This is a genomic window from Achromobacter sp. (assembly GCF_036567245.1).
In the GTDB taxonomy this organism is placed as follows: domain Bacteria; phylum Pseudomonadota; class Gammaproteobacteria; order Burkholderiales; family Burkholderiaceae_B; genus Achromobacter.
Map to the genome: position 1 here is coordinate 1 of NZ_DATCUY010000402.1, position 14,188 is coordinate 14,188.

Genomic DNA, 14,188 nt, shown 5'->3' on the forward strand with positions numbered 1-14,188 from the left:
TGCCGTGGCGGCGCCCGCCCTGACGTCCTGGCTGCGCGAGGCCATGGACCTGGGCAAGCTCCAGCATCTGCCGGCCGCATTCTCGCCCGCATGTCTGGACGGCGCCTGGCTGGCGGTGGCCGCGACCGATCACCGCCCCACGAACCAGGCCGTTGCCGCGGCAGCGCTTGCGCGCCGAATTCCCTGCAACGTGGTCGACGATCCGGCTCTTTCAACGATACAGGTGCCCGCCATCCTGGACCGCTCCCCGCTCGTTGTGGCGATTTCTTCAGGAGGTTGCGCCCCCGTGCTGGCGCGGCGCATTCGCGAACGGCTCGAAGCGTTGCTTGACGAAAGCACCGGCGATCTGGCCCGGCTCGCGGCGCGCTACCGCGGCCGAATCGTTTCGCGCTTCCGCGACCTGGACCGACGCCGCGACTTCTACGACTGGATGCTGGACGGTCCGGTGCCCTCCTTGCTGGCCGCCGGAGACGGCAGGCAGGCCTGTCTGGCGCTCGAAGCCGCCATGCTGGCCGACGCCCCGCCCCGCACAGGCAGTGCGACGATACTGGCGGCCGCCGACGGTCCCGCCGACCTATTGACCTTGCGCGCCTTGCGCATGTTGAACCAGGCCGACATCGTCGCCCATGTGCCGGCCGTCAACCCGGCCATCCTGGACAAGGCGAGGCGGGACGCTGCGAGGATCGAGCTGAAAGGCCCGGGCCTGCAGCCCGATCCGGCCATTGCCGCAGGCGCAGGGCTGGACTGGCTGGCCCGGCAGGTGCGGGCAGGCCAGCGCGCCGTCCTGCTACTGGGTACGGCGCACGATCCGAAACTGCTGACCCGGCGGATAGCGGCTTGCGGCGTGGCGTGTACCGTGCTGTGAATCCCATGCACCCGGCAAGCGCTTCAATCAGGAACTTGCGTCACGGGCCACGTCGCCGGAATCTCCGCCCGCCAGCGCAGCCGCCAGATAAGCCTGGCCCCGCTCGCTGAAGGACAGCGACGCGGCCGCCTGCCTGCCGGCCTCATCCATCTTGTTCCAGGTCTTCTGCAGCACCGCGACGACCTTGTCCGGATAGCGGTCGCAGAACTCCTCGTACTGATGTTCCAGGAACACCAGGCATAGCCCGTTTTCCATGCATTGCACGTCGGAATCGCGCTTGATGCCCTGCTTGCGCACGATCTTCAGCACCGCCTGCGCCGTTTCAGCGTCATAGCCGGCGCTTGCGAGCAGTCTTGCGGCGATGCCCGCGTGATGCTCCTTGAGCGTATTGCGCCATTGCAGGTAGCCCGCCCGGCCGGCAGGACAGGCCTCGCGCGGCACCTCCCAACGGCCTATGTGCTGGCAGCGGGCGGCCAGGCGCAAGGCGGTGCCGGCCTGCGGCGCCAGCTTCAGCACCCAGCCGTGGAGGAATTGGGCATGCAGCCATTCGCGCGGCTGCATCGCGCCATCCCAGACGGCCAGGTTGGGATCGCGCCGGTTGTAGTCATCGAACAGCTGCAAGGCGCGCTGCAGCGGCGCATTCTCAGCGTCCGTCGGTGTGGGCGGGAATTCCATTCAAAGCTCCTGTCTCGTCTTCAGTCAGATAGCAGCCCGGATCTTCGGCCCAGAGGTCGCCGGACTGCTTCTGCGCGCGGATGCGGGTGTTGCCATTGCAGATATCCAGGTAGGCGCAGCTGGCGCAACGTCCCTTGACCGGCCGCGGCCGCAGCCGCAACAGCTTGAGCAAGGGCTCGGCGGGATCCGACCATATTGCCGAGAAGGGCCGCTGGCGCACGTTTCCCAGAGTGTAGTGCCACCACATGGTGTCGGCGTGGACATTGCCCCGGTTGTCGATGTTGGCGACGTTGATGCCGCTGGCGTTGCCGCCCCACAGGCGCAGTCTGGCCTCGATCTGCGGCGCGTGCTGCGGGAAGCGCCGGCGTACCCAATGCAGGAAGAACACGCCGTCGGCGTCGTTGTTGCCGGACGTGAATTCCTTGGGCCGGCCAGCCGCTGCATGTTCCAGGCAGGTCTCGAAGATCCGCTCCATGGCCGCCCGCGTCATGCGGTGGTGGCTGTCCTCGGCCCGGTTGCGGCCGCCGCGACCCGCGTAGTTCAGGTGAGAAAAGTAGAAGCGGGCTACGTTCTCGGCATCCAGCAGGGCGAGCAGCCCGGGCAGATCGTCGGCATTGCCCTGGGTCATGGTGTAGCGGATGCCGACCTTCAAGCCACGGTCCCGGCACAGCCGGATGCCCGCGAGCGAGGCGTCGAATGCGCCGGCCTCGCCCCGGAAACGGTCGTGCGTCGCGCCCAGGCCGTCCAGCGAAATGCCCACGTAGTCGAATCCGCAACCGGCGATGGTCTCGATGTTGCGCCGGTCTATCAGGGTGCCGTTGGACGACAGGCCGACGTAGAAGCCCATGCCCTTGGCCCTGCGCGCGATATCGAAAATGTCCGGCCGCAGCAGCGGTTCCCCGCCAGACAGGATCAACGCCCGCACGCCATAGGCGTGCAGATCATCCATGGCTTCGCAGATCTCGGCGTAGCTCAACTCGCCGGAAAAATCCTTGTCGACCGAAGCCGAATAGCAATGGCGGCAATGCAGATTGCAGCGCCGGATCAGGTTCCAGATCACCACGGGGCCGGCCGGACCTCGGCGCGGCGCCAGCGGCGTGGCCCGCAGCAGTTCGGAAACAAAGGCGGAAATGCGGAACATGCGGGATTCCTTGTTATGCGGCCGGACCCGGGCCGTCTCTCAGGCGCAGGCCGGTCTTTTTCAGGATGGCCGAGGAAAACAGCACTTCCCGCGCACGCAGAGCGCCCGGAAAGCGAGCGGCCAAGGCCTCGGCGACCTCGGCGATACGCGCCAGCAACGCCACGCGGTCGGCGCCGTGCAACATGGCGTAGAGGTTGTAGCGCCACAGCGGCGGGCGCCGGGGACGCCGGTAGCAATGGCTAACGTCCGCGAACTGGCCCAGCCAGGCGCCCACGGCGTCGACCTGGCCATCGGCCACGTCCCAGACCGTCATGCCGTTGGCCACGAATCCCAACGCGTAGTGGTTGGGCACCGCGCCGATGCGCCGGATCATGCCGCGCGCGAGCATGGAACGAAAACATGTCATCACCTCGGCTTCGGTGACGCCCAACTGCCTGGCCACGGCTCGATAGGGCTCCCGCTGTATCGGCAGCCCATCCTGGGTGGCACGAACCAGGGATAGCTCGAAGGGGGTAAGCTCGACGACCTCCATCTCAAACCTCCAGCTTCATTTCAAGGAAGTACTCACGCTCTTTCGGAAACGCCAGCACGGGCAAGCCCGTCTCCTGTTCGATGGCGCGCAGGCTGACAGCGATGTCCGCGGGATCAGCCGCCGCCAGCACGAACCACATGTTCAGCGCATGCTCGCGGCGGTAGTTGTGCGCCACCTCGATCCGGCGGTTGACCTGTGCGACGATCTCATCCCATCGCGCCTGCGGCACGGCCATGGCCGCCAGGCAGTACGCGCCGCCGGCGCGCTCGATCTGGAAGAGCGGGCCAAAGCGGCTCAGCGCGCCGCACGCGCGCAAGCGGGCCAGGCGCACGATTACGGCGTCCTCGTCCAGGCCGAGCGCCTGCGCGACGTCCGCGTACGGACGCGGGCTGATGGGAAAGCCGCCCTGCAGGCGGTTGATCAGCGCGCGGTCGGCATCGTCCAGCGCCAGTGGCGCGCTCGCGGCAAGGTCCTGGCGCCTAGCCATGCATCGTCTCCTCGCTTGCGATCCGCGCGCCGCGCTGTTTGAAGCATCGCGTGGAGAACAGTACGGCATGCGGCCAGACATCCAGCCCGAGCCGGACGGCGACGGCATCGCGCAGCGCCTGCACCGCGCGCCGTTCCTTGCCGTGGATCATGCAGAAGAGGTTGTAGGGCCATTGCGGCAAGCGCCGGGCGCGCCGGTAGCAGAGCGTGACGCCCGGCTCGGCGGCCAGTTGTCGGCCCAGCGCATCCACCCGCGCGTCGTCGACGTTCCAGACGCACATCGCATTTGCGCGAAAGCCGAGCTGGCGATGCCTCAGCACCACGCCGAAACGGCGGAACAGGCCATTGCGCTGCCATTGATCCAGGCAGCGCAGCACCGCCTCTTCATCCAGCCCGGCAAGACGTCCCAGGCGGCGATAAGGCTGCTCGCAGAGCTCCAGGCCATCCTGCACGGCGAGCAGCAGGGACTCTTGCGCGCTGCCCGCCGGCGGCAGGCTGGCCGGCATGCAGCGTTGGACCGGCGCCGCGCGGCGCTGCGGCGTTCTCAGGCTGAATCCCAGGTCGATGTGGTACTCGGCCTCCATCGGCAAGGCCAACGGTTCGCAACCGGTGTCCTGCCCGATCCGCTCCAGCAGGCGCGCCAGCGCGCCGGGCGTGCTGCAGGCGGTGACGAACCACAGGTTCAACGCATGCTCGCGCTCGTAGTTGTGATTGACCTGATCCAGGGCGCTTACGTATGCGGCCACCTCGTCCAGGCGGCCGGCCGGCACACGCATGCCCACCAGTGCGCTGGCGAAGCAGGACTGATGCAGCACGGGGCCGATACGGCTCACCACGCCCTCGCGCTGCCACCCGCGAAAGCGCGCCAGCACCGCGTCCTGGTCCTGGCCCACTCGCTCGCCCAGCAAGGCGTAGGGCCGCGATACCAGCGGAAAGCCGCGCTGCCAACGGTCCAGCAGGAGCAGGTCGGAATCGGACAGTTTAGAAGCCAAGGCGGCCGCTCCTGCTGGTGAAGAAAATGCCGCTGGGCTTGGCAATGTCCAGGGTGGCGCCGCGCTGCAAGGTCCGGGTGTCATACACCACCACCAGGTCGTCATCGCGCGCCGACAGCCAGACGGCCTCTCCGCGCGGCGTGAACTCCATGTGCAGCACGCCGCGGCCGGGCGCCAGCGTCCGGACCACGGCCAGCGTTTCCGTGTCGATGACCTGCACCTGGCCGTTTTCGGGCACCGCGAAGTTGACCCACACGCGACGACCGTCGGGCTGCGCCATGACGAATACCGGTTGCCCCAGCGTGGCGATGCGTCCGGTTTCCTGCCAGGTGGCGGTATCCACCACCAGCACCTCGTGCCTGCCGATGGCCGGCAGGAACAGGCGTCCGCCCGCCGCGCTCCAGCCGCGCAGGTGGGGCATCTTGTAGACCGGCAGCGGCTGCTCGCCGCGTCCATAGCCCGGCAGGATCTTGCGCACGCCCGCCTCCGGATGCCAGAGGTCCATCATGGCCAGCGCGTCCTCGCCGAACAGTCCGGCGATGTAATAGCGGCCGTCGGGCGTGACCAGCGCGTCGTAGGGCTGGCGGCCGGCCTGGTAGCGTTGCGTGACCGGCCGGGCCGGGTCCGTGAGATCCGTGATCCAGATCTCGCCGGCGTCGAACAGCGCATAGGCGAACTTCTGTCCGGGCAGGTCCGCCAGGCCGACCACCTTGGAACGCTTGCCGGGCGCGTACTCTGCGGGCACCTCGCTGATCTGGCGCAGGGTCCGGGCGTCGAAGACCTTGATGCCTCCCGGCGTGTAGTTCTGCACGACGATCAGCGTCCCGTCCTGCGAGATCGAGCCGCCGATCGCATTGCCGGACTGAATGATCCGGCGGTCCACGCGCGTCCGCAGCAGATCCACCTTGGTGAGCCCGCCGTCGCGGCCGAAGACGTAGCCGTAACGCCCGTCGCGGGAATAGGCGATATGCGCATGGGAAAGGTCCCCCAATCCTGGGACGCGCGCCAGCTGGGTCTGTCCGGTGGTTTCGACGATGGAGACGGCGCCGTCGGCGCGCTCGATCACCATGCCCAGGTCATTGGTGCCGCGCGGGTTGGTCATTGCGGCGCAGCCGGACAGCGCCAGGGCGGCCAGGGCGAGCAGGAAACGCAGTTTCATGTGCCTTCTATTCCTCTGGAAAGCCTTTAAGGAGGCGCGCGGCGATCCAGGCGGCCTCGTCGGGCGCAAGCATGCGCTGCCACCCAGGCATGGCGGTTCCGGGCAATCCGCGCAGGATCACGTGTTCGAGATAGGCTGGCGGCTTGCCAGCTAGCGTTTCTGGCGTCAGCGCCGGGCCCAGGCCGCCGTTCAGGCGCAGCCCATGGCAGGAGCCGCAATCCTGGCGCACCAGGTGGATGAGCCGCTGCCGATCGGCGCGATCGATAGCCGGCTGCGCTTGCGCCTGGCCTGCCGGCGCTGCCAACCCGGTGCAACTTGCCAGCATCAGGCATATCAGGCGACGACCGGGGTGCATGGCTCGGCCGCGTCACGGAAAAGCCATTGCCCGACTCCGGCGCCGGACCACGCGCGCTGCGCCAGGCGCACCACATCGCCGACCAGCAGCAGCGTGGGCGGCTGGAAGCCCGACACCAGCAGCGGAATCTGGCGCAAGGACGCGACCGTCCAGTCCTGGTCTTCAGTGGTTCCTGCATGAATCAACGCGGCCGGCGTATCCCCGCCGCGCCCGTGCCGCTGCAAGGCGGCGACGATCTCGGCGGCGTTGGCCACCGCCATGTAAAACACCAGGGTACAGGAGGGATCGGCCAGCGAACTCCAGTCCAGCTCGAGGCCGGCGTCATCCCGCAGATGGCCCGTGATGAAACGCACGCTGGCCGCCACGCCCCGGTGCGTCAGGGGAATGCCCAACGCTGCCGCGCAGCCGTTGGCGGCGCTAATGCCGGGCACGACCTCGACCGGCACGCCATGCCGCGACAGGAACTGCAGTTCTTCACCGCCCCGGCCAAAAATGAACGGGTCGCCGCCTTTCAAGCGCACCACGCGGGAGCAAGATCCAGCCAACGCCAACATCAATTGATGGATGTCTTCCTGGCGGTGGCGGCAGTCGCCCGCCATCTTGCCTACGTCATGGAACTGCGCGGCAGGATTGATGAGGGGCAGGATGCTGGCGCCGACCAGCCTGTCGCACACCACGGCGTCGGCCTGTTGCAGCAGCCTCAGAGCGCGCACCGTGAGCAGTTCGGGATCGCCCGGGCCGGCGCCAACCAAGTAAACCGTTCCGCTCACTTCTATCTCCCCTGCAGCCGCGCTGCGAAAAATATGGCTTCAGGAGAAAGTGTAGGTGGCGGAGGGCTGTTGCAATAGGTACGGTCAACGCGAGCGCAATGGGTGCGCCGTAGACGTTCACGACGCCTTGGCGCGCAAACGCGCCAGTATTTGTTCGCGGTGCTGGTCCAGGGCTGGAACGTCCGATGCGGCCGGTGGCAAAGGCTTGGAGAATTTCACGGGAAAGCCGACCTGGCGTCCTCCTTCGGGAGTTTCGGCAGTGATCGCGCGGTGCCTGACGTGTGGGTCCTCGAACACCTCATCATGCCGCAGCACCGGAGCCCAGGGGATATCGTGGCCTTCGAATAGACGCTCCCAATCAGCCAGGCTGCGGCTTCTGAACAGTGCCCGCAGCCTATCGTTCAAGTGCCGTTTGTCGCGCATCCGGTCCGCCCTCGTCTGGTAGCGCGCGAGGTCCAGGTCGGGGCAAGCCGGCGCCAGCGCCACGCAAAGGTTGCGCCAAAAGGACTCTTCAAGAATGCCGAGGGCAAGATAGCGGCCGTCCGCCGTCTCGAAGACGTCGTTGTCGGGCATGACGTGCGACATGTGTTCCACGTCCGCACCGAAAGTACCGTTCATCGCATGCAGCGCAGGCGCCATCCATGCGGTCAAGGTGTCGTGGATCGACACATCGAGGTGCTGGCCTGCGCCCGTGGCGCGCGCATCCTGCACCGCTGCGAGGATCGCAAGCGCGGCATGCATGGCCGCGCAGTAATCCGACAAACGCAATCGGGGCCGCGCCATGACGTCGCACACCTGCGACGGCACGGCCCAGTAACCGGCCAAGGCCATGTAGTTCACATCATGGCCGGGGCGTTGCGCGTAAGGCCCCGTCTGGCCAAATCCCGAAATCGAACACAGCACCACGCGCGGATTGACGCGCGCCAGTTGGGCGTAGTCCAGCCCCAGGTTCGCCATTACGCCGGGCCTGAAGCCTTCCACCACGACATCGCTGCCTTCCACCAGTTCCAGCAGAATACGTTTGTCGTCCTCGCGCTTCAGATCCAGGCAGATGGATTGCTTGCCGCGGTTGTATTTGGCGAAGGTCTCCGGCCCCAACTGGCGGGCGGTATCGCCTTGCGGCTTCTCCACCTTGAGCACGGTCGCCCCCAACTGGCCGAGCAGCATGGCGGTGTATGGGCCCGGGTGCAACTGGCCCATGTCCAACACCGACATGCCGCTCAAGTAACCGGTCACGCTGGGCCCCGCATCGGCGCTCACGCGAGTATCCCCTTGGCGATGGTGTTGCGTTGGATTTCGCTGGTTCCGGTGACGATGCGGTACAGGCGCAAGCGGCGGAAAATGAACTCGACCGGATGGTTCTTGGTCACGCCGACATTTCCGTGAATCTGCATGGCCTTGTCGGCAATTTCGAAGCAGCGCTCCGACACGAACAGCTTGCACATCGAAGCCGCGTCGCGCACGTCCTCGCCCTTGTCGGCGCGTTCGGCCGTGGCAAGCACCATTTGCTCGCAGGCATAGAGCGCGGTCGCCATGTCGGCCAGCATGTGCTGTATGGCCTGGAAGCGGCTGATGGGGCCGCCGAATTGCTGACGGTGCTTGGCATAGTCCACCGCCAGCCTGAAGGCCTGGCGCGCCAGCCCGATCATGGTGGGGCAATGCAGCAGGCGGTTCACGCTGACGCGGTTCATGGCGATCTTGAAACCCTGCCCTTCTTTGCCGATCAGGTTCTTCTTTGGCACCCGGACATGGTCCAGCACGATATCCGCATCGACGTACTGCCCGGTCATCGGCACGCAATCATGCACCAGGCGCACGCCGGGGCTGTCCAGATCGATAAAAATCGCCGAAATGCCGTCCCCGCCCAGATTCGGGTCCGTGACGCACATGGTGATGGCGAAGTCGGCAAAGGTCGAGGCGGTGATGTAGTGCTTGGTTCCCGTGATGATGTAGTCGTCGCCATCCGCCACCGCGGCGGTCTGCAGACGGGTGGCGTCGGACCCCGATTGCGGCTCCGTCATGGCGAAGCACGCCCCTCGTTCGGCGTTCACCACGGGCATGATGTAGCGATCCCGCTGGTAGGGCGTCGCATACTGGATCAGGTTGCCGATGCGCGAAGGCCCGCCCCAATCTCCCAGCACATGGGGAAACAGGATCGCGCCGGACGCGGCGACGTCATCCTTGAGCACGCACAGGTCGCGGTACGGCAGCCCCTGTCCGCCCAGCTCAGACGGAAGCTGCACGCCATAGAATCCCAATTCCCGGCATCGTTTCCAAACGGACTGCACCAGGTCGCGCGCGAACTTGTCCTCATACCCCAGCCCCAACGACTGCTCTAGCGGTAAAAGTTCGTCCTGCAGATACTGCTGCAGCCGGGCGCGCAGGCCGGCAAGCGTCTCGGGGTGGTCGTGGGGCATGTCATCTCCTCTGAATAGTCCCCAGCTTGACAGCGCCCGGCATCCTCGTAATTATCTTTTCTTCGTTTTCGATAACCTGACGGAATCATGAGGCTGGAAGATCTGGACTATTTCCTGGCGGTCGCCCGGCTGGGCCACGTGGGCCGGGCTGCCGATGGCATCGGCATCAGTCAGCCGGCGCTGACCAAAGGCATCCGGCGCCTGGAAGAGGAACTCAAGCTGCAGCTCTTCGTTCGTACCCCCAAAGGCATGGAGCTGACGGTTCCCGGGCGGGCGTTCTATCAGCGTTCAATGCAGGCCAGGCGCGAGCTCGACGACGCCATGCAGGAAGCCGGCGACCTGCACCGCGGCAGCATCGGCTTGCTGCGTGTCGGCGTCACGCCGCTGCTGGCCGAACCATTCTTCAATCCGGCCTGTATCGAACTGCTGGCGCAGCGGCCCGCCGCCAAGGTCCAGGTCATGGTCAGCCTGAACGACGCATTGGTTCCTGCCCTGCGCCAGGGCGATCTGGACTTCGCCATCAGTTCACTGTTCGAGTCTTCCACGGCGGCGGAATTCGACCGGGAGCCCTTGTTCGCCGACAAGCTCTTCGTCGCCGCCCGCCCTGGCCACCCTTTGCTGGACCGCCGCAAGATCCGCTTTGCCGACTTGGCGGCCTGCCAATGGATGCTGCCGGGGCCGCAAGCGGCATCGCGGCGCTGGCTGGAAGCCAAGTTTGAACAGCACGGTTCGGCGCCGCCCAATGTGATGATCGAGTCCAATGCCTCGGTATCAGGACTGCTGGGCATCCTGCACAGCACAGACCTGCTGACGCTGGTCAGCGAAATCACCTTGTCCGCGCATGCCGGCCAGGGCCTGAGCATCCTGCCCCTGGAGGACATGACCTGGCATCGGCAGATCGGCGTGCTGACACGGCGCAACAGCTATCAGTCTCCGCTCACGCAACGGCTGCTGGAGATCCTGCGGGAGCACGCCCGCGCCAGGGCAAGGGCAAGTGCGTAGCTCCTCGCCTCACTCTGCCTGCAGGCCCAGTTTCTTGATCAGCGGCCCATAGCGGGCCGACTCTTGATCGATGAGTTCCCGCAACTGCTGCGGGCTACCCGGAATGGGCGTGAACGACTGCGACGCCAAGGCCTGCAATACCTGCGGATCCTGCATCGCGCGGCCGGCGGCGGCGTTCAGCCTGTTCACGATTTCTTGCGGCGTGCCTTTCGGCACGGCGATTCCCGCCCAGCTTCCGCTGTCGAAGCCGTCGTAGCCCAATTCGGCCACGGACGGAACATCGGGCAAGGACGCCGCGCGTTTCGCGCTGGTGACCGCCAGCGCGCGGATCTTGCCTGACGCAATGAAAGGCATGGCGGGCGCCACGGCCACGATCCCCATATCGATCTGGCCGCCCGCCAGATCGTTGAGCGCATTGCTGCCCCCTCGATAGGGCACGTGGATGGCATCCAGACCGAAATGCTGCTTGAGCGTTTCGAACGTCAGATGCATGGACGAGCCGATGCCAGGGCTGCCGTAGCTCAGTTTCCCCGGATTGGCCTTGGCGTAGGCAAGCAGTTCCGCAAAGGTCTTGACCGGCAGGGCGCTACTGACCAGGACCACGTGGGGCGCAATGCTCAACCCGGAAACCGGCGCCAGGTCCGCGATGGGATCGAATGACAGATTGGGCGAAAGGTGCTTGGCGATGGCGAAGTTTCCGCCGTACTCCAGCAGGGTGTAGCCATCGGCGGGCGCATTCGCGACCTTCGCGCCGCCGAGGTTTCCGCCTCCGCCGCCCACATTCTCGACAATGATCGTCTGGCCCAGTTCCTTGCCCAGCGGCACCGCGACCAACCGGGCGATGTAGTCGAACTGGCCGCCGGCCGAGAAAGGCACGATGAAGCGTATGGGTTTGTCGGGGTATCCGGACGGCGCGGCGCCGGCTGCCTGTACGGGTCCCGCCATGAGCGCGGCCAAACCCAGGCCCGCCAGGGCCAGGCAACGGACCGCCCTGCCCCATAGGCGGAAATTTCGCTGTTTCATGTTGTCTCCTGTTCTTGTACGGCGCGGGGCCCGATGCTGGCCCGCTTTCGCATAGAGGTAACCCGCAGGCCGCTTGAACATGATGCCGCAACCGCCGAATCCCATAACCCGGGGGAATCGCGTGGGCGCGATAACGGCGCGGCATGAGGATTTGCGTCTTCGTTATGCGCTTGCGGCTTGCTGCCCCGCACGATAGCGGCAGGCAAACCCCAGATACGGATACATCATGAACCAAGGCCGATACACCACACGCAATGCACGCTACTGGCGCGACCGTCCCGCCGTCATTTTCGGCGACAGGACGCTGAGCTTCGGACAGTTGGAAACGCGCTCCAACCGCCTGGCCAATGCGCTGCTGGGCCTGGGGTTGAGCAAGGGCGATCGGGTCGCCATCCTGGCCTGGAATTGCCCGGAGATCATCGAGCTGGAGTGCGCGCTCTACAAGGCCGGATTGGTCAAGGTAGCCTTGAACGCGCGCTTGTCGAACCAGGAGGTGCTGGACTCGGTCAACAATGCCCAGGCAGCGGCGTTCATTGTGGACCCGGCCCATGTGGAGGGGGCAGAATCGATCCTTGATGGCCTGGAAGGCGCGCGGCACAGATTGGTGACCGGGCCTCGCGACATCGCAGGCTGGCGCTCGTACGAACGCCTGCTCGAAACGGCCGCCGACAGCAATCCCGACATTCCGATGCAGCCCGACGATCTGGCTGTGCTGCACTTCACGTCGGGCTCGACCGGCAAGCTCAAGGCGGCCATGCAGACAGTAGGCAACCGCCTGGCGTCGTTGCGCAAGGTCGTGATGGGGCGCATGCGCGCCAATCCGGGCGAAGTGCTGGCCCTCGCCGGCCCCATTACCCACGCCAGCGGCATGTTCATGCAGCCCTTCCTGTTCCAGGGCGGAACGATCCTGCTGCACGACCGCTTCGAGCCCGAGAGCTTCCTGGCCTCTGCCGCGCGGCACCGCGCCGCCTTCAGCTTCATGGTGCCCACGATGGTCAACATGCTGACCGCGCATCCGCGGCTGCAACAGCATGACCTGAGCGCGCTGCGGCAGATTTCCTATGGCGGCGCGCCGATGGCGCCGGCGCGCATCCGCGAAGCCTGGGAGGCCCTGGGCCCCAAACTCAGCCAGGGCTACGGCGCGGGTGAAACAACCGGCGGCCTGGTGCTGCTGAGCGCGCTGGATCATGCCGAAGCCATGTCGGGCAACCCGGAACGGCTGCTGTCCTGCGGCCGTCCCTTCGGCGAGAGCGAGGTGCGCTTGCTGGACGAAGACGGCCATGAGGTCGCGCCCGGCGAGGTCGGCGAGATCACCGCCGCCGGTCCCGACATCTTCGCAGGCTATTGGCGCGAACCCGAGCTGTCCGCACAGGCCCTGCGCGATGGCCGGCTGCACACCGGCGACCTGGCGCGGATGGACGACGCAGGCTTCCTCTATGTCGTGGACCGCAAGAAAGACATGATCATCTCGGGCGGATTCAACATCTACCCTACCGAGGTCGAACAGGCGTTGTATCAGCATCCAGGTGTATACGAAGCCTGCGTTTTCGGCGTACCCGACAAAGTGTGGGGCGAGGCCGTCAAGGCGGTGCTCGTGCTCAAACCGGGCGACACCACGACGCAGGCCGAATTGATTGAACATTGCCGCAAGCACCTGGCAGATTTCAAGAAACCCCGCAGCATCGACCTGGTAGCCGAGCTGCCGAAGAATGCCAATGGCAAGCTCGCCCGCAAGCAACTGAGGGACGCGCACTGGACGCGTGAGGAGAGAAAGGTGGGCTAAGGGCACCACAAGGGGTAGTATGGGGATAGCTGCTGTTCACGCTCCTAGGGCCGCGCGGACTCGCGCCGCCCTCCACACCCTCAGGAGGTCGTCATGTACAAGCACATACTCATCCCCATCGACGGTTCCGCGCGGGCCTATGCCGGGCTGGCGCAAGGACTGGGCCTGGCCAGCGCCCTGGGCGCCAGCGTCACCGTGCTGACGGTGTACAGCGCCTTCCGCCCGACTTCCATGGAAACCGTGCATCTGGAAGGCGTGCATACGGAGTATGAACGCGAGGCCACGGAAACAGCCAAGTCGTACTTGTCGCAAGCCGCCGCCCAGGCCAACGCGGCGGGCGTGCCTTGCACCACGGAAATGCGCGAAAGCAATAACCCGGCGCAGACCATTATCGACGTCGCCATGACGCAAGGCTGCGATTTGATCGCCATGGCCTCGCGCGGCCACGGCGGCCTGGCGGCCGTGCTGCTGGGCAGCCAGACGCAGAAGGTGATGGCGCATTCGACGCTGCCGGTAATCGTCTACCGCTGAGGCGGCCGTCCTGCGCGTACCGGCGCTATGCCGCGGCCGGCGCCCCATAGGTCTTGGGAATGCCGGCGGCAGCCACCCCGCTGCGCAGGCGTTCCTGCGGTAGCGCCGCTGCCAGCAAGGGGCGCGCCGCCAGCAGCCGCGGCAGATCGACACCCGTCCGGTACCCCATGCTTTCCAGCATGAAGACCAGGTCTTCGGTGACGATGTTGCCCGACGCGCCCGGCGCAAAGGGACAGCCGCCCAGGCCGCCCAGGCAGGAATCGAAAGCGCGGATGCCCTCGTTCAGGCCGGCCAGCGCATTGGCCAGGCCCAGTCCCATCGTGTCGTGCAGGTGCAGCTTGACCAGCCGCGCGCCCACGGCGTCCTGCGTGGCGCGCACCGCATCGCGCACCTGGGCCGGATGGGCGTAGCCCACGGTATCGGCCAACGCGATCTCGTCGGCGCCCGCCAGCGCGGC

15 protein-coding genes and 1 pseudogene are annotated in these 14,188 nt (G+C 66.3%); 4 read left to right on the forward strand and 12 right to left on the reverse strand.

Translation table 11 applies throughout. The annotated features are described in order from the left end of the window. A partial coding sequence (locus VIR09_RS17055) for a precorrin-2 dehydrogenase/sirohydrochlorin ferrochelatase family protein (RefSeq protein WP_332013946.1) occupies positions 1 to 865 on the forward strand: 865 nt, incomplete at its 5' end. Positions 866 to 892: 27 nt separating this feature from the next. Here the strand turns inward: VIR09_RS17055 and VIR09_RS17060 are convergent. The 10 genes from VIR09_RS17060 to VIR09_RS17105 form a co-directional block, all read right to left on the reverse strand. After that, entirely contained in the window at positions 893 to 1,540 is a 648-nt protein-coding gene (locus VIR09_RS17060; protein ID WP_332013947.1) for a DUF4202 domain-containing protein, read from the reverse strand. Continuing rightward, positions 1,509 to 2,681 (reverse strand): heme d1 biosynthesis radical SAM protein NirJ, encoded by a 1,173-nt coding sequence (nirJ, locus tag VIR09_RS17065; protein WP_332013948.1) that lies wholly within the window; start codon positions 2,679 to 2,681, stop codon positions 1,509 to 1,511. The genes VIR09_RS17060 and nirJ overlap by 32 nt, the downstream gene beginning before the upstream one ends. A gap of 13 nt (positions 2,682 to 2,694) precedes the next feature. After that, positions 2,695 to 3,213 carry an Lrp/AsnC family transcriptional regulator gene (locus VIR09_RS17070; protein ID WP_332013949.1) on the reverse strand — a complete coding sequence of 173 codons (519 nt, stop codon included), beginning with the start codon at positions 3,211 to 3,213 and terminating at the stop codon, positions 2,695 to 2,697. 1 nt (position 3,214) lies between these two features. Next, positions 3,215 to 3,700, reverse strand: a complete 486-nt coding sequence (locus VIR09_RS17075) for an Lrp/AsnC family transcriptional regulator (protein WP_332013950.1) — start codon at positions 3,698 to 3,700, stop codon at positions 3,215 to 3,217. Beyond that, on the reverse strand, positions 3,693 to 4,691 hold the full coding sequence (locus VIR09_RS17080) for an Lrp/AsnC family transcriptional regulator (RefSeq protein WP_332013951.1): 999 nt from the start codon (positions 4,689 to 4,691) through the stop codon (positions 3,693 to 3,695). Before VIR09_RS17080 ends, VIR09_RS17075 begins: the two co-directional genes overlap by 8 nt. Then, positions 4,681 to 5,850 (reverse strand): cytochrome D1 domain-containing protein, encoded by a 1,170-nt coding sequence (locus VIR09_RS17085; protein WP_332013952.1) that lies wholly within the window; start codon positions 5,848 to 5,850, stop codon positions 4,681 to 4,683. Before VIR09_RS17085 ends, VIR09_RS17080 begins: the two co-directional genes overlap by 11 nt. Before the next feature lie 7 nt (positions 5,851 to 5,857). Beyond that, positions 5,858 to 6,175, reverse strand: a complete 318-nt coding sequence (locus tag VIR09_RS17090) for a cytochrome c (protein ID WP_332013953.1) — start codon at positions 6,173 to 6,175, stop codon at positions 5,858 to 5,860. Between the two features lie 8 nt (positions 6,176 to 6,183). Further along, the gene (gene cobA / locus VIR09_RS17095) at positions 6,184 to 6,975 is read right to left on the reverse strand and encodes a uroporphyrinogen-III C-methyltransferase (protein ID WP_332013954.1); all 792 of its coding nucleotides are present in this window, start codon (positions 6,973 to 6,975) and stop codon (positions 6,184 to 6,186) included. Positions 6,976 to 7,092: 117 nt separating this feature from the next. Beyond that, on the reverse strand, positions 7,093 to 8,235 hold the full coding sequence (locus tag VIR09_RS17100) for a CoA transferase (RefSeq protein ID WP_332013955.1): 1,143 nt from the start codon (positions 8,233 to 8,235) through the stop codon (positions 7,093 to 7,095). Beyond that, positions 8,232 to 9,392, reverse strand: a complete 1,161-nt coding sequence (locus VIR09_RS17105; RefSeq protein ID WP_332013956.1) for an acyl-CoA dehydrogenase family protein — start codon at positions 9,390 to 9,392, stop codon at positions 8,232 to 8,234. Before VIR09_RS17105 ends, VIR09_RS17100 begins: the two co-directional genes overlap by 4 nt. A gap of 87 nt (positions 9,393 to 9,479) precedes the next feature. Between VIR09_RS17105 and VIR09_RS17110 the strand changes: the two genes are divergently transcribed. Then, positions 9,480 to 10,394, forward strand: coding sequence for a LysR family transcriptional regulator (locus tag VIR09_RS17110; protein ID WP_332013957.1), 915 nt, complete (start codon positions 9,480 to 9,482; stop codon positions 10,392 to 10,394). Positions 10,395 to 10,403: 9 nt separating this feature from the next. Here VIR09_RS17110 and VIR09_RS17115 read toward each other — a convergent pair whose 3' ends face one another. Beyond that, positions 10,404 to 11,417: a tripartite tricarboxylate transporter substrate binding protein gene (locus tag VIR09_RS17115; RefSeq protein WP_332013958.1), complete on the reverse strand. Its 1,014-nt coding sequence runs from the start codon at positions 11,415 to 11,417 to the stop codon at positions 10,404 to 10,406. Positions 11,418 to 11,643: 226 nt separating this feature from the next. Between VIR09_RS17115 and VIR09_RS17120 the strand changes: the two genes are divergently transcribed. Next, positions 11,644 to 13,200, forward strand: coding sequence for an AMP-binding protein (locus VIR09_RS17120; RefSeq protein WP_332013959.1), 1,557 nt, complete (start codon positions 11,644 to 11,646; stop codon positions 13,198 to 13,200). Between the two features lie 93 nt (positions 13,201 to 13,293). Next, entirely contained in the window at positions 13,294 to 13,731 is a 438-nt protein-coding gene (locus VIR09_RS17125; RefSeq protein WP_332013960.1) for a universal stress protein, read from the forward strand. Between the two features lie 25 nt (positions 13,732 to 13,756). Here the strand turns inward: VIR09_RS17125 and VIR09_RS17130 are convergent. Continuing rightward, positions 13,757 to 14,188 (reverse strand): annotated as a pseudogene (locus VIR09_RS17130) (hydroxymethylglutaryl-CoA lyase); the annotation flags it as partial.